General features: G+C 73.5%; 13 protein-coding genes and 1 tRNA gene. 10 read left to right on the top strand and 4 right to left on the bottom strand.

All coding sequences use genetic code 11. The annotated features are described in order from the left end of the window. The first annotated feature begins 424 nt into the window (after window positions 1-424). The 3 genes from IE332_RS37290 to der all read left to right on the top strand — a co-directional run bounded on the left by IE332_RS37290 (window position 425) and on the right by der (window position 4,144). On the top strand, window positions 425-1,510 hold the full coding sequence (locus tag IE332_RS37290; protein WP_189925519.1) for a prephenate dehydrogenase: 1,086 nt from the start codon (window positions 425-427) through the stop codon (window positions 1,508-1,510). Window positions 1,511-1,706: 196 nt separating this feature from the next. Then, the gene (gene cmk / locus IE332_RS37295; RefSeq protein WP_229929220.1) at window positions 1,707-2,420 is read left to right on the top strand and encodes a (d)CMP kinase; all 714 of its coding nucleotides are present in this window, start codon (window positions 1,707-1,709) and stop codon (window positions 2,418-2,420) included. A 272-nt stretch (window positions 2,421-2,692) separates the two neighbouring features. Continuing rightward, entirely contained in the window at window positions 2,693-4,144 is a 1,452-nt protein-coding gene (der, locus tag IE332_RS37300) for a ribosome biogenesis GTPase Der (RefSeq protein ID WP_189925523.1), read from the top strand. Window positions 4,145-4,313: 169 nt separating this feature from the next. Here the strand turns inward: der and IE332_RS42540 are convergent, their stop codons facing one another. Together IE332_RS42540 and IE332_RS37310 are read right to left on the bottom strand one after the other, a co-directional pair. Further along, a complete protein-coding gene (locus IE332_RS42540) occupies window positions 4,314-5,198 on the bottom strand; it encodes a hypothetical protein (RefSeq protein ID WP_189925566.1) in 885 nt (294 codons plus the stop codon). 271 nt (window positions 5,199-5,469) lie between these two features. Further along, window positions 5,470-6,315 (bottom strand): DUF8842 C-terminal domain-containing protein, encoded by an 846-nt coding sequence (locus IE332_RS37310; RefSeq protein ID WP_189925524.1) that lies wholly within the window; start codon window positions 6,313-6,315, stop codon window positions 5,470-5,472. Between the two features lie 593 nt (window positions 6,316-6,908). Here IE332_RS37310 and IE332_RS37315 point away from each other — a divergent pair. From IE332_RS37315 to IE332_RS37345, 7 genes are all read left to right on the top strand, one after another. Beyond that, window positions 6,909-7,700, top strand: coding sequence for a LysM peptidoglycan-binding domain-containing protein (locus tag IE332_RS37315; protein WP_189925527.1), 792 nt, complete (start codon window positions 6,909-6,911; stop codon window positions 7,698-7,700). Between the two features lie 227 nt (window positions 7,701-7,927). Further along, window positions 7,928-8,365 (top strand): transglycosylase family protein, encoded by a 438-nt coding sequence (locus IE332_RS37320; RefSeq protein ID WP_189925529.1) that lies wholly within the window; start codon window positions 7,928-7,930, stop codon window positions 8,363-8,365. Window positions 8,366-8,515: 150 nt separating this feature from the next. Further along, on the top strand, window positions 8,516-9,127 hold the full coding sequence (locus IE332_RS37325) for an alpha-ketoglutarate-dependent dioxygenase AlkB (protein ID WP_229929223.1): 612 nt from the start codon (window positions 8,516-8,518) through the stop codon (window positions 9,125-9,127). A 239-nt stretch (window positions 9,128-9,366) separates the two neighbouring features. Further along, window positions 9,367-10,236, top strand: a complete 870-nt coding sequence (locus tag IE332_RS37330) for an acyl-CoA thioesterase (protein WP_189925531.1) — start codon at window positions 9,367-9,369, stop codon at window positions 10,234-10,236. Between the two features lie 182 nt (window positions 10,237-10,418). Next, the gene (locus IE332_RS37335) at window positions 10,419-11,207 is read left to right on the top strand and encodes a DUF1684 domain-containing protein (RefSeq protein ID WP_189925533.1); all 789 of its coding nucleotides are present in this window, start codon (window positions 10,419-10,421) and stop codon (window positions 11,205-11,207) included. Between the two features lie 82 nt (window positions 11,208-11,289). Beyond that, entirely contained in the window at window positions 11,290-12,648 is a 1,359-nt protein-coding gene (locus IE332_RS37340; RefSeq protein ID WP_189925535.1) for an MFS transporter, read from the top strand. Between the two features lie 136 nt (window positions 12,649-12,784). Further along, window positions 12,785-12,858, top strand: a tRNA-Pro gene (locus tag IE332_RS37345). A 205-nt stretch (window positions 12,859-13,063) separates the two neighbouring features. Here IE332_RS37345 and IE332_RS37350 read toward each other — a convergent pair. Continuing rightward, window positions 13,064-13,258, bottom strand: a complete 195-nt coding sequence (locus IE332_RS37350; protein ID WP_189925537.1) for a hypothetical protein — start codon at window positions 13,256-13,258, stop codon at window positions 13,064-13,066. A gap of 555 nt (window positions 13,259-13,813) precedes the next feature. Beyond that, a partial coding sequence (locus IE332_RS37355) for a type I polyketide synthase (protein WP_189925539.1) occupies window positions 13,814-17,091 on the bottom strand: 3,278 nt, incomplete at its 5' end.

The following is a 17,091-nucleotide window of genomic DNA, read 5'->3' on the forward strand; positions in this document are numbered from 1 at the left end:
CCCCTTCGTTCGCGTGTTGCCTGCCGCGTGCCGCTCTTCGTGGCACGCGGATCGCCCGCTCGGCCGCTCGGATCCGCTCGACTCCGCTCGGCCCTGTCCGGCCCGCTCGGCCTGTTGTGCCGGCGGTTCGGACGTCCGCGCCGCCCGTACCCGCTCGGCTGCTCGTCGTGCCTTCCCCGGGCGGCCAGTCTGCCCGGCTTCGGTGCGGGCGTCGCCGGATTTCCCGGGTACGGCGTGTGCACTGGAGGGGACGGGGGCGGGGCCTTCGCGGTTGCCGGTGCCGGGAGCTGCCGGAAGCTGCCCTCGTGGTTGCCGGGTGGCAGGTGGGGACTTCGGCACCGCCGATGAGGGAGGATGGGGCGCGGGTGCTCCCGGACGGTTCCCGGCACCTGTCGAGCAATCGTGATGAGGAGAGCGACCCGCCATGCGCACTGCCGTCGTCGTCGGCACCGGACTGATCGGCACCTCCGCCGCGCTCGCCCTGACCGCTCGCGGCCTGACCGTCCATCTGGAGGACGCCGACCCGGACGCCGCCCGCACCGCCGAGTCGCTCGGCGCGGGCACCACCGACCCGGTCGACGGCCCGGTGGACCTGGCGATCATCGCCGTCCCGCCGGCTCTGGTCGGCAAGGTGCTCGCCGACTGCCAGCGCCGCAACCTCGCGCACTGGTACACCGACGTCGCCAGCGTGAAGGCCGGCCCCGGCAGCGAGATCGCCGCGCTCGGCTGCGACACCGCCCACTACATCGGCAGCCACCCGATGGCCGGCCGCGAGCGCTCCGGCCCGCTGGCCGCCCGCGCCGACATCTTCGAGGGCCGCCCCTGGGTGCTCACCCCGACCGCCGACACCGACACCGAGACGCTCAACGCCGCCCTGGAGCTGGTCGCGCTCTGCGGCGCCATGCCGATCGTGATGGACGCCGCCGAGCACGACCGGGCCGTCGCCCTCGTCTCGCACGCCCCGCAGCTGGTGTCCTCGCTGGTCGCGGCCCGGCTGGAGAAGGCCGACGACACCGCCATAAGGCTCTCCGGCCAGGGCGTGCGCGACGTCACCAGGATCGCCGCCTCCAACCCCGGCATGTGGGTCGACATCCTCTCCGCCAACGCGGGCGCGGTCGCCGACATCCTGGACGAGGTCGCCGTCGACCTCGGCCGTACGGTCACCGCGCTGCGCGCCATGGAGGCCGCCGAGGAGGGCGAGCGACGGGCCGGCGCGGCCGGGATCGCGGCGGTCATGCGGCGCGGCAACACCGGCCAGGCCCGGATCCCCGGCAAGCACGGCGCCCCGCCCACCCGGTACGAGACGGTCGCGGTCGTCCTCGGCGACCAGCCCGGTGAGCTGGGCCGGCTCTTCGGGGAGGTCGGCGACGCGGGGGTCAACATCGAGGACGTCGTGATCGAGCACTCCACCGGGCAGCAGGTCGGCTTCGTCCAGCTGTCGGTGGCGCCGACGGCCGTCAAGCGGCTGGTGAAGGCGCTGCGGGCGAGTGGGTGGAGCGTGCGGGACTGAGGTTTCGGGGCCCTGGGAGCGGGCCCGTCGCCGAGCACGGGGGCGGGCCCGCCGCGGGGCGGGGGAGGGGCGGGGGCGGGGCCTGGCGTCCGGCGGAGTCCGGGACGGCGGCGGTCCATTAACCTTGAGGGAGACAATCCCCGGCCGTCCGCCTGCGCAGGCTTCGGCTCCCATGCTCAGAGAGAGGTTCGCTCCCGTGGACACTGCCGACCGAGCGCACGCCCCGGTCGTCGTCGCCATCGACGGACCCTCCGGCTCCGGCAAGTCGACCGTCTCGCGGGCGGTCGCCGCCCGACTGGGCCTGAGCTTCCTGGACACCGGTGCCATGTACCGGGCGATGACCTGGTGGATGCTGGCCAACGACGTCGACGTCACCGACCCGGAAGCCGTCGCCGTCGCCTGCGGCAAGCCGGTGATCGTGTCGGGCACGGACGCCGACGGCCCCACCATCACGGTGGACGGCCAGGACGTCTCCGGACCGATCCGCGGCCCCGAGGTGACGGCGCAGGTCAGCGCCGTGGCCGCGGTGCCGGCGGTACGGGCCCGGCTGGTGGAGCTGCAGCGCGGCTGCGGCGAGGTCGCCGAGCGCGGCATCGTCGCCGAGGGCCGGGACATGGGGACCGTGGTCTTCCCGGACGCCACCGTCAAGGTCTTCCTGACCGCCTCCGAGCAGGCCCGCTCCGCCCGTCGGGCGGCCGAGCTGCGCGCCAAGGGCGTCGACGAGGCGACCATCACCGCGATGGCCGCCGACCTCGCCCGCCGGGACGCCGCCGACTCCTCCCGGGAGACGGACCCGCTGGCCCAGGCCGCGGACGCCGTCCTGGTGGACACCAGCGAGCTCACCCTGGAGCAGGTGATCGACCGGATCGCCGGGCTGGTGGAGGACCGGGCCGGGCTGTCGTCGGTCTGACCGGCTGACCGGCTGACCGGCGGCATGGCTGCTGTCGGCCGGTGTGGCCGGTCGGTCCTGGTCGGTCCGGCCGTGGCTGGTCGGGCGGGCGTGGCTGTACGGCTGCGGCTGGTCGGCCCTGGTCGGTCCGGCTGGCGCCGGGACCGGCCACTATTGAGTGAACCGCGGGCCGCCGAGGCGCCGCGGAGACAACCATCGCGCTGCCCCGAGCGGGGCAGGTACGCACGGCACGCCCCTGGGAAGGGCCGGGCCGGGAAACGGAACAGACGAACATGACCGCAGAGCACTCCGCCGAGCACGGTGGGCTGGACGCCGCCGACTACGCCGAGTTCATGGCCCTCGCTGCCGAAGAGGGCTTCGACGTCGACGGCTTCGACGCCGAGGACGGCACCGAGCTCGTCCGACTGCCGGTGCTGGCCGTGGTCGGCCGCCCGAACGTCGGCAAGTCGACCCTCGTGAACCGCATCATCGGCCGCCGCGAGGCCGTCGTCGAGGACAAGCCCGGCGTCACCCGCGACCGGGTCACCTACGAGGCCAGCTGGAACGGCCGCCGCTTCAAGGTGGTCGACACCGGCGGCTGGGAGATCGACGTCCTCGGCATCGACGCCATGGTCGCCGCCCAGGCTGAGCTGGGCATCGAGCAGGCCGACGCGGTGCTGTTCGTCGTGGACGCCACGGTCGGTGCCACTGACACCGACGAGGCCCTGATCAAGATCATCCGCCGGGCGGGCAAGCCGACCGTCCTGTGCGCCAACAAGGTCGACGGCCCGTCCACCGAGGCCGAGGCCGCCTACCTGTGGTCGCTGGGCCTGGGCGAGCCCTACCCGGTCTCCGCCCTGCACGGCCGCGGCTCGGGCGACCTGCTGGACGCCGTCATGGACGCGCTGCCCGAGGCCCCGCCGCAGACCTTCGGCGACGCCGCCCCCGGCGGCCCGCGCCGGATCGCGCTGATCGGCCGGCCGAACGTCGGCAAGTCCAGCCTGCTGAACAAGGTCGCCGGCGAGGAGCGGGTGGTCGTCAACGAGCTGGCCGGCACCACCCGTGACCCGGTCGACGAGATGATCGAACTCGGCGGCAAGACCTGGAAGTTCGTGGACACCGCCGGTATCCGCCGCCGCGTCCACCTGACCGCCGGCGCCGACTTCTACGCCTCGCTGCGTACCTCCGCCGCCCTGGAGAAGGCCGAGGTCGCGGTCGTCCTGATCGACGCCAGCGAGACCCTCGCCGAGCAGGACACCCGGATCATCTCGATGGCCGTCGACTCCGGGCGCGCCGTCGTCGTCGCCTACAACAAGTGGGACCAGCTGGACGAGGAGCGCCGCTACTACCTGGAGCGCGAGATCGAGCGCGACCTCGTCCAGGTGCAGTGGGCCCCGCGGGTCAACGTGTCGGCCAAGACCGGCCGGCACATGGAGAAGCTCGTCCCGGCGATCGAGACCGCGCTGGCGGGCTGGGAGACCCGGGTCACGACCGCGCGCCTGAACGCCTTCCTCGGCGAGCTGGTGGCCGCCCACCCGCACCCGATCCGGGGTGGCAAGCAGCCGCGCATCCTGTTCGGCACCCAGGCCGGCATCCGTCCGCCGCGCTTCGTGCTCTTCGCCTCGGGCTTCCTGGAGGCCGGCTACCGGCGCTTCATCGAGCGCCGTCTGCGCGAGGAGTTCGGGTTCGTCGGGACGCCGATCTCGATCTCGGTGCGGGTCCGGGAGAAGCGCAAGAAGAAGTAGTCGCGGGACGTAGTAGTAAGGAGGAGCCGGGCGACCGGCTCACGGTCGGAGGGCCTCGTCACGGTGGTGGCGGGGCCCTCCGGCGTTTCCGCCGGGCGGGTGCGCGGGTGCGCGGGTGGTGGGGTGTTCGGTGGGGCGGATGTTCGGTGGGGCGGATGTTCGGTGGGCGTCAGTGGAGGTCGCCGTTGCGGCCCGGGGGGAGGGAGAGCATCTGGCGGTGGCGGCCGCCGGTGGACGGGGCGGTGGCGAGACCGGTGGCCGTACCCATCACCGGGGACGGGGCGGGTGGCGCGGGCGGGGCGGGCGCGGGCACGGACATCGCCTGCGGCACCGCGCCGAGGTAGCCGGCCGCCACCCAGCCCTGGCCGTTGGTGAACTGGGCTCCGGCACCCACGGGCTGGGCCGGGGGCGGGACGGAGGCGGAGTGGCCGTGACCGTCGCTGGCGACGGCGGTGGGCTCGGGGTGGCTGCCGGGGTGGGGCGTGTGGTGGCCGGCCGTGTGGTGGACGGGGTGGTGGTGGGCGCCGGTGTGGTGGGGGTGGCCGTGCTGGTGGCTGCCCGTTTGAGGGGTGTGGCCCGCATGGCCGGTGTGACTGGTGTGTCCGGGATGGCCTGTGTGGTGCCCGTGCGGGTGGCCGGGGGCCGAGCCGGTGCCGTGCGGCTGGGACGACATGAACTGGGGCAGGCCCGGCGTCTGGCCCGCGAGGGTGTGGAAGGCCTGGTGCTGGGGCGGGTACGAGCGCTGCTCGCCCAGCAGGGGGTAGTTGTCACGGACCGCGAAGCCGGTGAACACCAGGTCCTCCTCGCCCGAGCGGTCGCCGGGCAGGGCACGGAAGAGGCGCCGGTACTCGGAGTACAGCTCGTCGTAGATCGGCGTGGTGGAGTGCGGGTGCTCGGCGTCGTACGACGGGCGCATGCCCGGGATGGAGCGGGGAGCGGTGGCGGAGCGGCCGGGGGACGCAGAGACGTCGTAGCTGTACACGTAGGGGCCAACGAGCGAGAGGGACGGGGGATGCGGGGCGCTCACGGGGGCGCGCCCATGCGTGGGGCTCATGACGGGGGTATGAGAGGAACTCATGGGCGTGGTCATGAGCGGGGCTCATGGTGGTGGTCATGAGAGGGACTCATGGGCGGCGTCATGAGAGGAGCTCATGGGTGCTGCTCATGAGCGGGTCTCATGAGCGGGTCTCATGAGCCGCGCTCATCGGTCGGTGCCCATGAGCGGGGCTCATGTCGGCCGCCGGTGAGGTGCCGGCCCGAGCCGGAAGCGGCCCCCGGGGTGGAGGGGAGGCCGCCTTCCGGCGCGTACGGGCGGGGAGCGCGGATCAGGTGCCGGCGAGCGGGAGGGAGGCGGCGACCACCTGGCCGAGCGCCACGGCCCGTTCGAGCGCCTGGCGCAGCAGGTCCTCGCGGGGCTGGCGGCCGACCATGCCGGCCGGGACGGCGTACATCGTCACCTCGGAGAGCTGGCTGGCGGCCATCCGCCAGGCGTCGGTGACCTGGAGCGGCTGGTGCGCCTGCCACCAGCCGGTGCTGCCGCCGGCCGCGGCGGGCTGCAGGATCGCGTGCAGTTTGCCCATCGCGACCAGGACGGACCAGCCGGGCAGCTGCTCCGGGGTCTCGTCCAGGTCGGTGACCGGCTGGAAGCCGGCGTCCTGGAGGAGGTCGAGGAACTCGTCCTCGCCCGAGGTGCTGCCGGGACGGCCGACCGGCCCGGTGGGCTCGACCACCAGCGAGGCGTGACCGACCTTGCCGTGCAGGACCAGCCCGCAGGTGATGCCGAGGATGGCGGCCTGGCCGGGGGCGGTCGGCTGGGTCACGGAGCCGGCGGCCGGGGCGGGCGCCGGGAAGGTCGGCGCGGGGGCGGGGACGGCGAGGTCCGGGGCACCCGTCTGGGACTGGCTGATGCTGCGGACGGCGCCGGCCAGCTGCTCCTCGGAGACCGGCACCACCTGGGAGGGGATGCAGCGGGCGTGGGCGAAGGCGAGTACGGCGGTCTCGTCGCCCACGAACAGCACGGTGCTGGTCGGCTCCACGTGGGTGTCGCCGGGGGTGCGGCAAGAGGTGCACTCGTAGCTGTCGGGGGCGCGGTCGCCGCCCAGTAGGCGGTCGGCCTCGTCGTCGCCGATCTCGGACCGGACCTCGTCGCTGACGTCGAGCATGCGCGGCACAGGGGTCTCCTCGGATGGGTGCGGGTGAGTCTTCGGGGGCGGACACGGGGAGGTCGACATGACCAACGGGCCCTTGTGTCAGGCGTCACGGGTGCTCGTCGAGGCTGACGGGAATTGCCCCGGATCCGACCGCGCCGCGTGTTCTCCTGGTCGCAATCTGTCGATGTCGGTGACGGGACTGCCGGAATGAAACCGTGAGGTGGGTCACGCGGCGACGATGTTTGATCTAGGAATCAACGGTTAAATCCGACATTTCGGACAAGATTGTGCGGGCCTTACCGCCGGTAACCCTTGGCTGAGCTGGGCAGACCGTCCGGGTTTTGGAATCCCCGCCGACCGGCTCGTAGCTTCTTGGTCGGCGCAAACAGCGCCACCCGGGTTCACCCCCGACGCACAGCCCCCCGGTCCGCCGGGCGTGGCAGGTGCCCGCCGACGCGACCGCTCGAACAGGTCGTCGGCGAGTGGCTGGGTGACCGGGGCGGCAGCGGCACGTCCGATACGTGCACGGCCGTCCGACGGACGCGGCAGGCGAAAGCGGCCCCTCACGGGGTCTGGTTCCGCATGCCCGCCCCGGGGCTGTCGAGAGGAACCTCATGACTTTCCGTAACGAGACCGCCGCTGCCACCACCTCCACCGCCACCAAGCGCAACCGCGTCCGGATGGCTGTCGTGGCGGGCGCCGCTGTCGCGGCCCTGCCGGTGGCCGGCCTCGTCACGGCCACCTCGGCCTCCGCCGCCTCCGTCTCCACCTGGGACGCCGTCGCCCAGTGCGAGAGCGGTGGCAACTGGGCCATCAACACCGGCAACGGTTTCTACGGCGGTCTGCAGTTCACCTCCAGCACCTGGGCCGCCTTCGGTGGCACCGCCTACGCCTCGCAGGCCAACCTGGCGACCAAGGCGCAGCAGATCGCCGTCGCCGAGAAGGTCCTCGCCTCGCAGGGCCCGGGCGCCTGGCCCGTCTGCTCCGTCAAGGCCGGCCTGACCAAGGGCGGCGCCCCGGCCGCCGTCGACACCTCGGCCGCCGCCAAGCCGGCCGCCCCGGCCGCGAAGCCCGCCGCCCCGGCGGCGCCCGCCGCGAAGCCGGCCGCCCCGGCCGCCAAGCCGGCGCAGGCCCCGAAGCCCGCCGCCCCCAAGGCCGACGCCGCCCCCAAGGCCGCCGCCGCGCCGAAGGCCGACGCTCCCAAGGCCGACAAGGGTGCCAACACCTGGACCGGCTCGAACGACGCCAAGCCGGCCAAGGGCGACTACACCGTCAAGTCCGGTGACACCCTGAGCTCCATCGCCGCCGCGCAGGGCCTGGACTGGCACGACCTGTACAAGAACAACACCAAGGTCATCGGTGGCAACCCGGACCTGATCTTCCCGGGTCAGACCCTCAGCATCTGAACCCCCCGAGTTCGCTGAGCACCTGAGCTCCTGAGCTCCTGAGCACCTGAGCTCTTGAGCACCTGGGGCCGGCCGGGCCCGCGAGTGGCCGACAACGGCCGCTCGGGTCCTCGCCGGCTCCGGCTTCCACGGCCGCTCCTCCCCTCGCGCGGGTCCTCCGCCGAGTGGCGGAGCGGCCGTCGGCGTTCCGTGGCGGCCGGCGCGTGGCGTGCCTAGGGTCGGCTGCCATGCCGCATGCGTGTGATGAAGGCGGGCGCCGGGTCGTGGTCCGGGCCTGTACCGCCGTGGTGCTGGTGCTGGCCGTTGCCACGGGCGGGGGCGGGGGCCGGGCCGGCGCGGCCGCCCGGGTCGCGGACATGGTGTGGGACGAACTCGCCGACTGCGAGAGCGGCGGTGACTGGCAGGCGGACACCGGCAACGGCTACTACGGCGGGCTGCAGATCCAGCCGTCCACCTGGGCGGAGTCCGACGGCCTGCGCTTCGCCGACCGCCCGGACCGGGCGAGCCGACGGGAGCAGACCACCGTCGGCGAGGCGATCGTCCGGCGGCAGGGGTGGGAGGCCTGGCCGTCCTGCGCCCGGGAGTTGGGGCTTCTCGGTGGTGGGTCCGGCGCGGCCGGTGGACACCGGGCCGGGCTCGGGCAGGGCCCGGCAGGTCCGGGGTGAGCCTCCGACGGGTCCCGCGCCGGGGTGGTGCGGGAGGATGGTGGGGTGATCCAGGGCGAACTCTTCGGCGATCCGGCCGAGGCCTCCGGCGCTTCCGGGAGTCCCGGGGCGGGTACGCGAGGGCGCCAGGAGCCGGCCCCCGGCGCCGTCCTGCTCCCCGGCTGGCTGGACCTCGACGCGCAACTGCGCCTGATCGCGGCCTGCCGGGAGTGGGCCCGGCCGCCGGCCGGCCTGCACACGGTGCGGATGCCCACCGGCGGGACGATGTCCGTACGGATGGTCAGCCTGGGCCGGCACTGGTACCCGTACGGGTACCGGCGGGTCGCCGAGGACGGCTCTCCCGTCAAGCCCTTCCCGCCCGAGCTGGGCCGCCTCGCCCGGCGGGCCGTCGCGGAGGCGTACGGGGACGCGTTGCCGGAGATCGCGGGCGCGGCCTCGTACGAGCCGGACGTCGCGATCGTCAACCACTACCCGCACGGCGCCAGGATGGGCCTCCACCAGGACCGCGACGAGCGGACGGACGCGCCCGTGGTCTCGTTCTCGCTCGGCGACCGCTGCGTCTTCCGGCTCGGGAACACCGAGACCCGTACCCGGCCGTGGACCGACCTGGAGCTGCGCAGCGGGGACCTGCTGGTGTTCGGCGGTCCGGCCCGGTTCGCGTACCACGGGGTGGTGCGCACGCTGCCGGGGACGGCGGAGCCGGAGCTGGGGCTGGTGGGGCGGCTCAACATCACGGTGCGGGAGTCCGGGCTGGGCGCGTGAGCGGTCGGCGGATCGTTCACCCGTCGACACGCTCACTCGTCCACTCGTCCACTCGCTGACTTGTCCACTCGCTGACTCACTGGCTCGTCCGCTCGTCGCCCGAGCACTCGTTCGAGTGAACCGGGTGCTCGGGCACGAGGAGCGGGAATGTCCCGGGTCGCCGGAGAATTCGAGTGAGCTGGAGAATTCGATCGGAGTCCGCACCCGGAAGGCGCGGAGTCCGGAGAGGAAGCGTGCTCATGGGTACCCCCGTCGACGACCTTGTCGATCTGCTCGACCTCGAGCAGATCGAACTGAACATCTTCCGCGGGCGCAGCCCCGAGGAGGCGCTGCAGCGGACGTTCGGCGGCCAGGTCGCCGGGCAGGCACTGGTCGCGGCGGGCCGCACGGTGGACGACCAGCGCCCCGTCCACTCGCTGCACGCCTACTTCCTGCGCCCCGGCGTGCCGGGCGTGCCGATCGTCTACCAGGTCGACCGGATCCGTGACGGCCGCTCCTTCACCACCCGCCGCGTGCTCGCCATCCAGGGCGGCCGGTCGATCTTCGCCCTCACGGCCGACTTCCACAGACCCGAGGAGGGCGGCATCGAGCACCAGCACCCGATGCCGGAGGTCGCCGCCCCCGAGGAGCTGCCCAGCGCCCTGGACGAGGTCGGGTCCCGCCTCGGCGAACTGCCCCCGTTCATCAGCCGCCGCCAGCCCTTCGACATCCGCTACGTCGACCGGCTGCGCTGGACCAAGGAGGAGCTCGCCGGTGTCGAGGCGCGCAGCGGCGTCTGGCTGCGCACCAACGGCCGGCTGCCGGACGACCCGCTGATCCACGTCTGCGCCCTCACCTACGCCAGCGACATGACGCTGCTCGACGCCGTCCGCGCCCCCGTCGAGCCGCTGTGGGGCGACCGGCACTTCGACATGGCCTCGCTGGACCACGCGATGTGGTTCCACCAGCCGTTCCGGACCGACGAGTGGCTGCTGTACCAGCAGGAGTCCCCGATCGCGCACGGCGCCCGCGGCCTGGCCCGGGGGCAGATCTTCGACCGCCACGGGCAGCTGGTGGTCTCCGTGGTGCAGGAGGGGCTGTTCCGGCCGCTGAAGCGCCAGGACGGGTAGCCGCCGGGCTATCCGTGGTGTGTGCTCCGTGTTGAGTGGTGTGTCGGCGCGTTGCCGCCGCATTGCGGTTCCGGCGGTTCCGGACCGGCGGGAATGATCCGTCCCAGCGGGCGGTGTTGTGGATGACCAAGACGGGCGGCCCGAACGGCGGGCCGTCCGCGGACCGACCGGGAGGGTGACCGATGACGGCGACGGCCGCGGAGGACTGGAAGCACTGGAGCGACGGGCGGGCGGCGTCCGTGAGCGCGCTGCACGGCCAGCTCGCACTCACCGGTACGCACTGGCTGGAGCCCGGGCCCGCCGGGATCCCCGGCCTGCCCGGGCAGTGGTGGGCCGACGCCGAGGGCGTCCGGGTCCGGGCGACCGCGGGCGACGGCATCACCGTGGCCGGCGCCGACGGGCCGGTGGACGGCGAGGTGCTGCTCCGCCCGGACAGCGACCCGGCCGCCGACACCGCCACCCTGGGCGACCTGTTGCTCGTCCCCATCGAGCGGGAGGGCGAGCTGGCCCTGCGGGTCTTCGACCCGGCCTCGGAGCGCCGGACGGCCTTCGCGGGCATCTCCGCCCACCCGTACGCCCCCGAGTGGGCCGTGCCCGCCGTCTTCACCCCGTTCGACGGCGAGGCCCGGTCGGTCGTGGTCCCGAACGCCGACGGCAAGGAGCGCCCGCTGGCCGTCACCGGGCAGATCGCCTTCACCGTGGCCGGCGAGCACCGCACGCTCACCGTCAGCCGGTCGGGCGACCGCCTGAGCGGCGTGATCGCGGACGCGAGCAGCGGCATCGACACCTACCGCTTCCGCTTCATCACCCTGCCGGCGCCGGACGCCGACGGCCGTACGGTCCTCGACCTCAACCGGGCCTACCTGCCGCCGTGCGCCTTCTCGGACCACTTCATCTGCCCGTTCCCGCCGCCGGGCAACCGGCTGGACTTCGCGGTGGAGGCGGGGGAGAAGCAGGTGCTGACCCGGTAGCGGGCGCGGGGGCGGGCGGGCAAGTGCGGGTGCGGGCCCCCGGTGCGGGGACGGCCGGGGGCGGGGCGGAGCATGGGGAACTATGTCGAACGATCAACATTCCGCCTCCGCCGCGTCGGCGGACACCCCACCCGCCGCCGAGCCCGCACCCGACCCCGCGGGCGAATCCACCGGCCCCCTACCCGAGGACCCGGTGGCCACCGCCGCACCGTGGTACCGGAAGGCCTTCGCCGACCTCAGCCCGCTGCGCGACAACGCCGACTACCGCCGCGTCTGGTTCGGCCAGGCCGTCTCCTCCATAGGCCAGCAGATGACGGCCGTCGCCGTCTCCGTCCAGGTCTACGACCTGACCGGCTCCGCCTTCGCCACCGGCCTGGTCGGCATCTTCTCCCTCGTCCCGCTGGTCGCCTTCGGCCTCTACGGCGGCGCCATCGCCGACACCGTCGACCGGCGCCGACTGGGCCTGATCGGCTCGGGCGGCCTGGCGGCCGTCTCCGCCGTGCTGGCCGCCCAGGCCCTGGCCGGCCTCGGCACGGTCGCCATCCTGTACGTCGCCGTCGCCGTCCAAGCCGGCTTCTTCGCCCTCAGCTCACCCGCCCGCTCCGCGATGATCCCGCGACTGGTGCCCGGCCACCAGCTCCCGGCGGCCAACGCCCTGAACACCGTCAGCATGAACCTCGGCCTCACCGTCGGCCCCATGCTCGGCGGCGTCCTCATCGGCGCGTACGGCGCCCAGGCCGCCTACCTGCTCGACACCGTCGCCTTCACCGGCACCCTCTACGCGATGTGGCGCCTGCCCGCCATGCGCCCGCTCGGCGAACGCAAGGGCCGCGCCTCCGTCCTGGACGGCCTCCGCTTCCTGCGCGAGCAGCCCAACCTGCGCACCAGCTTCCTCGCCGACCTCGCCGCCATGGTCTTCGGCATGCCGCGCGCCCTCTTCCCCGCCATCGCGGTCACCTTCTACGGCGGCGACGCCGGCACCGTCGGCCTCCTGGTCTCCGCCCCGGCCGTGGGCGCCCTGATCGGCGCGCTCTTCTCCGGCTGGGTCAGCCGGGTGCACCGCCAGGGCGTCGCCGTCCTCGCCGCCGTCGCCGCCTGGGGCCTCGCCATCGCCGCCTTCGGCGCCCTCCACAACCTCTGGCTAGGCCTCCTGCTGCTCGCGGTCGCGGGCTGCGCCGACACCGTCAGCATGATCTTCCGCAACACGATGATGCAGGTCGCGGCCCCCGACGAGATGCGCGGCCGCCTCCAAGGGATCTTCATCGTCGTCGTCGCCGGCGGCCCCCGCCTCGGCGACTTCGAGTCCGGCACCGTCGCCGCCCTCACCAACCCCGCCACCTCCGTGATCAGCGGCGGCATCGCCTGCGTCGCCGCCGTCCTCCTCCTCGCCGCCCGCCGCCCCGCCTTCCTCGCCTACGACGCCCGCCACCCCACCCCCTGACCCCACCACTCCCGAACCTGGCAGCGAGCACCCCCCGACGTGCTGTATTGTTTTCCACGTCGCCGGGACAACCGGAGACAAGGTCGAGAAGCCCACAGCAGAGCCCCCCAGGCCCTCGCTGAAGGCACCGAGACCACGGGACGTGGCGCAGCTTGGTAGCGCACTTGACTGGGGGTCAAGGGGTCGCAGGTTCAAATCCTGTCGTCCCGACATTGTGTCGGAAGGCCGTTGGCCGGGAGAAATCCCAGGTCAGCGGCCTTTTTGTTGATGGGTCGACAGGTGGTCCACGGCGCTGGAGCGGCCGGTCCGTGATCTTGCCAGGGACCAGCTGGGGACCGGAGAGCCGGCGGCCCCGCTGCGGCTTACCGCGGGCCTGGGATCGCGTGGGCGCGAGGGCCTCTCGGATCGTGCCGAGTCAGTGCGCGTCGTTGGGCGACCGGCGGGCGCGTCGTCGGCGCAGGCCCCAGGCCGCCAGCGCGGTGACCAGCGCCACCGCGAGTCCGCCGAGGAACTCCGGCACTGCGGCCACCAGCAACTCCGGAACGCCGCCCAGATGGCCGGCGCATTCCTCGCCGATCGCCTGGACTGACTCGCTGATCTCTGTCGACATCGCAGTACGCCTCCACCGCTCGGAACACCTCACGGCCGCCGTCGACCGCGCAGCCAGCGTGCTCGGCGTGGGCGTTGTCCCCAACCCGCGCTGGGACGACCTGAGGCAGGCCAGGACCGCTCGGGGCAATCGCCCGCCGGCTGAAGACCCGCCCGGCGGCGCTGCTGCAACCACGTTCCCAGCCGGAGCCGCCCAGCGCAGCGGCGGCCATCGCCACGCTGCAGGCGCAGCTCGACCTCGAACGGGCGCATCGCACCGGGGACCGCCTCCGCCGGGAGCTGAGCGACACCCAGGCGCTGATGGGCACGTTGCTGCAGATCATCGACGCGCTGCGGGACATCATCACCGAGCTCGATCTCGACCTGGTCGGCGCACCACGCACCGCCGGGAGGACGGTTCCGCGCTCGCCGGCCGAGCGGCAGCGCACCGAGGCGGTCGAGTACAAGGCGGCGGCGGAGACCGAGTTCGACCGGGTTGACCACCGGCGGCGGGTGCTGGAGCTACTGGGGGCCTGGGCCGGGCCCCTGGTGGGGGACCGGCCCAGGGCGGGGTGGGTCAGGGGGTGGCGAGGGTGCCGGTGGCGTGGTGGGTCCAGGGGGAGTGGGGGGTGGGGCGGGTGTGGATGTTGATGTCGCGGTGGCCGGTGGGGCTGGGGAGGCCGACGAGGACGTGGAGGGTGAGGGGCTGGTCGGGGGTGAGGAAGATCGGGGCGAGCAGGAGGAGTTCGCTGATCTCGGTGCAGCCGGTGGTGGCGGCGGCGTGGAGGGCGAGTTCCAGGACGGCGGTGCCGGGCAGGAGGACGGAGTCCATGACCTGGTGGTCGGCGAGCCAGGGGTGGGTGTCGAGGGAGACCGTGCCGGTGAAGAGGTGCTCGCCGCTGGGGAGCGCGGTGGACGTCGCGAGGATCGGGTGGGTGTCGCGGGCGAGGCCGAGGGCGGTGGGGTCGGCGGCGTCCGGGGTGGGGTCGAGCCAGAGGCGCTGGTGCTGGAAGGCGTAGGTGGGAAGGGTCGTGTGGTGCACGTCTGCGGGGAGCAGGGCGCGCCAGGTGACGGGGATGCCCTGGGTGTGGAGGGTGGCGAGGGCGGTGGTGAGTTGGCGGGGTTCGGGGTGGTTGCGTCGGGTGGTGGGGGTGGTGTTGTCGGTGAGGGGGGTGAGGGCGGCGTCGGGGCCTATTTCGAGGTGGGTGGTGACGCCTTGGGTGGTGAGGTGGGTGATGGTGTGGTGGTAGCGGACGGTGCCGCGGAGGTGGTTGACCCAGTAGTCGGCGTTGGCGTCGGTGAGGGGCTGGCCGGTGAGGTTGGAGATGACCGGGATGGTCGGGGTGTGGTGGGTGATGCTCTTGGCGGCCGTCCTGAAGTCTTCGAGGATCGGGTCCATGAGGGGGGAGTGGAAGGCGTGGGAGACGTTCAGGCGGGTGTGCTTGCGGTCGGAGAAGTGGGCGAGCACGGCTTCGACGGCGGCTTCGGTTCCTGAGATGACGACGCTGTCGGCGGAGTTGACGGCGGCGATGGTGACGTCGTCGGTCAGGTGCGGGATGACTTCGTCCTCGGTGGCGCGCAGGGCGGCCATGGCTCCGCCGGTGGGGAGGGATTGCATGAGGCGGGCGCGGGCGGAGACGAGGGTGCAGGCGTCGTCGAGGGTGAGGATGCCGGAGGCGTGGGCGGCGGTGATCTCGCCGAGGGAGTGTCCGGCGAGGTAGTCCGGGCGTACGCCGAGTGATTCGAGGAGTCGGTAGAGGGCGGTTTCGAAGGCGAAGAGGGCGAGTTGGGCGGTGCCGGTCTGGTTGAGCGCGTCGGGGTCCTCGCCCCACATGACCTCCCGGACGGGGGCGTCGAAGAGTGCGAGGACGTCGTCCAGGGCGGAGGCGAAGACGGGGAACGCCTCGTACAACTCCTGTCCCATGCCGAGGTGTTGGGCGCCCTGGCCGGTGAAGAGGAAGGCCAGCTTCTCCGGGCGGGAGAGGTCGGGGGCCGGCGGCACGTCCTCGCCCCGGGCCAGGCGGGCGAGCTGGTCGAGGAGTTGGTCGCGGTCGCCGGCGAGCAGGACGGCTCGGCGCTCGAAGCCGGTGCGGCCGGCGAGGGTGTACGCCGTGTCGGCCAGGTCGGTGTCGGGGTGGGTGAGCAGGTGGGCGCGGAGGCGGGCGGCCTGTTCGCGCAGGGCGGGCTCGGTCTTCGCGGACAGCGGGTACGACAGCGGGTACGGCAGCGGACCGGTCGGCCGGGCGGTCGTGGTCGCGTCCGTCGTCGGGGCCGCCGGCGGCTGCTCCAGGATGACGTGCGAGTTGGTGCCGGACAGGCCGAAGGAGGAGACGGCGGCCCGGCGCGGGGTGCCGGTCTCCGGCCAGGGGGTCCGCTCGCCTACCAGCCGCAGTGGGGAGGCCTCCCAGTCGATGTGCCCGGTGGGCTCCTCGGCGTGCAGGGTCGGGGGGAGTTCCGCGTGGCGCAGGGCCTGGACCATCTTGATGATGCCCGCCGCGCCGGCTGCCGCCTGGGTGTGGCCGATGTTCGACTTGACGGAGCCCAGGAAGAGCGGGAGTTCGCGGTCCTGGCCGTAGGTCGCCAGCAGGGCCTGTGCCTCGATCGGGTCGCCGAGGGTGGTGCCGGTGCCGTGCGCCTCGATGGCCTGGACGTCGCCGGTGCCGAGGCCGGCGTTGGCGAGGGCCTGGCGGATGACGCGCTGCTGGGCGGGGCCGTTGGGGGCGGTGAGGCCGTTGCTGGCGCCGTCCTGGTTGATCGCCGTGCCACGCACGATGGCGAGGACGGGGTGCCCGTTGCGCTGGGCGTCGGAGAGGCGCTCGACGAGCAGCATGCCGACGCCCTCGCCCCAGCTGGTGCCGTCGGCCTGGGCGGAGAAGGCCCGGCAGCGGCCGTCGGCGGAGAGTCCGCGCTGGCGGGAGAAGGTGACGAAGGCGCCCGGGTTGGCCATGACGGTGACGCCGCCGGCCAGTGCGAGGTCGGACTCGCCGTTGCGCAGGGCCTGGCAGGCGAGGTGCAGGGCGACCAGGGAGGAGGAGCAGGCGGTGTCGATGGTCATCGCCGGGCCCTCGAAGCCGAGCGTGTAGGAGACCCGGCCGGAGGCGACGCTCCCGGACATCGACGTGGCCATGTACCCCTCCAGCTCCGCGTCACCGCCGCCGAGTCGGGCACCGTAGTCGCCGTACATGATGCCGGTGAAGACGCCGGTGTTGCTGCCGCGCAGGGCGGTCGGGTCGATGCCGGCGTGCTCCAGGGCTTCCCAGGAGGTCTCCAGCAGCAGGCGCTGCTGCGGGTCCATCGCGCCGGCCTCGCGCGGGCTGATGCCGAAGAAGGCCGGGTCGAACTGGCCCGCCTCGTAGAGGAATCCGCCTTCGCGTGCGTACGTGGTGCCGGTGCGGTCCGGGTCGGGGTGGTACAGGTTCTCGACGTCCCAGCCGCGGTCGGCCGGGAAGGGGCCGATGGCGTCGACGCCGTCGCTGACCAGCTGCCAGAGGTCGTCCGGGGTGCGGACGCCGCCGGGGTAGCGGCAGGCCATGCCGACGATGGCGATCGCCTCCTCGGCGGGGACCGCGGTGGCGGTGGCCGCCGGGGCGTCGGCCGCCGGACGGGCGCCGCCGAGCGCCGTCTCTTGGAGGTAGCCGGCGAGCGCGGTCGGGTTCGGGTAGTCGAAGGTCAGGGTGGCCGGGAGGCGTAGGCCGGTGGCGGTGCCGAGGTGGTTGCGGAGTTCGACGGAGGTGAGGGAGTCGAACCCGACTTCGGTGAAGGACTGCTGGGCGCCGATCGCGTCGGCGGACGTGTGTCCGAGGACGGTGGCGGCGGTGGTGCGGACGAGGGTGAGGAGGTGGTTGTGCTGTTCGG

The organism is Kitasatospora xanthocidica (assembly GCF_014656195.1).
Taxonomy (GTDB): domain Bacteria; phylum Actinomycetota; class Actinomycetes; order Streptomycetales; family Streptomycetaceae; genus Kitasatospora; species Kitasatospora xanthocidica.

Excerpts from the sequence above, each read along its gene's own strand:
- der (WP_189925523.1), top strand. The coding sequence starts at position 2,693 with ATGACCGCAGAGCACTCCGCCGAGCACGGTGGGCTGGACGCCGCCGAC.
- IE332_RS37350 (WP_189925537.1), bottom strand. The coding sequence starts at position 13,258 with ATGTCGACAGAGATCAGCGAGTCAGTCCAGGCGATCGGCGAGGAATGC.
- IE332_RS37320 (WP_189925529.1), top strand. The coding sequence starts at position 7,928 with ATGCCGCATGCGTGTGATGAAGGCGGGCGCCGGGTCGTGGTCCGGGCC.
- IE332_RS37335 (WP_189925533.1), top strand. The coding sequence starts at position 10,419 with ATGACGGCGACGGCCGCGGAGGACTGGAAGCACTGGAGCGACGGGCGG.
- IE332_RS37315 (WP_189925527.1), top strand. The coding sequence starts at position 6,909 with ATGACTTTCCGTAACGAGACCGCCGCTGCCACCACCTCCACCGCCACC.
- IE332_RS37290 (WP_189925519.1), top strand. The coding sequence starts at position 425 with ATGCGCACTGCCGTCGTCGTCGGCACCGGACTGATCGGCACCTCCGCC.
- IE332_RS37340 (WP_189925535.1), top strand. The coding sequence starts at position 11,290 with ATGTCGAACGATCAACATTCCGCCTCCGCCGCGTCGGCGGACACCCCA.
- IE332_RS37330 (WP_189925531.1), top strand. The coding sequence starts at position 9,367 with ATGGGTACCCCCGTCGACGACCTTGTCGATCTGCTCGACCTCGAGCAG.
- IE332_RS42540 (WP_189925566.1), bottom strand. The coding sequence starts at position 5,198 with ATGAGCCCCACGCATGGGCGCGCCCCCGTGAGCGCCCCGCATCCCCCG.